The sequence below is a fragment of the Bradyrhizobium sp. NBAIM18 genome, assembly GCF_020193825.1.
GTDB classification, from domain to species: Bacteria; Pseudomonadota; Alphaproteobacteria; order Rhizobiales; family Xanthobacteraceae; genus Bradyrhizobium; species Bradyrhizobium yuanmingense.
In genome coordinates this window covers 1-242 of sequence record NZ_JADYVO010000092.1, presented here as the reverse complement: position 1 = coordinate 242, position 242 = coordinate 1, and the positions used below count along the sequence as shown (strand labels likewise).

The 242-nt window shown below is 65.3% G+C and carries 1 protein-coding gene; it reads left to right on the top strand.

The window, feature by feature from the left end; translation table 11 throughout:
• Positions 1 to 15: 15 nt before the first annotated feature.
• On the top strand, positions 16 to 242 hold a 227-nt coding region (locus I6F17_RS37550; RefSeq protein WP_225132502.1), incomplete at its 3' end, for a hypothetical protein.

Below are 242 nucleotides of genomic sequence, written 5' to 3'. Positions count from 1 at the left end.
GCCGACGTGAAGTCCATGCCGGGCAATCGCGCCGGCAAGGACAACGCGCATGATCCACTGGCTTCGGACGATTGGTCAGGGCCAGCAAAAGCGGCCGAACCAGGCGGTCTGGACCACAGCAACTCGCACGCGTCGGAGCGAGGGTCGGCAAAGGCGGCCACGGAGACGGCCGAAGTGAAGTCCATGCCGGGCAATCGCGCCGGCAAGGACAACGCGCATGATCCACTGGCTTCGGACGATTG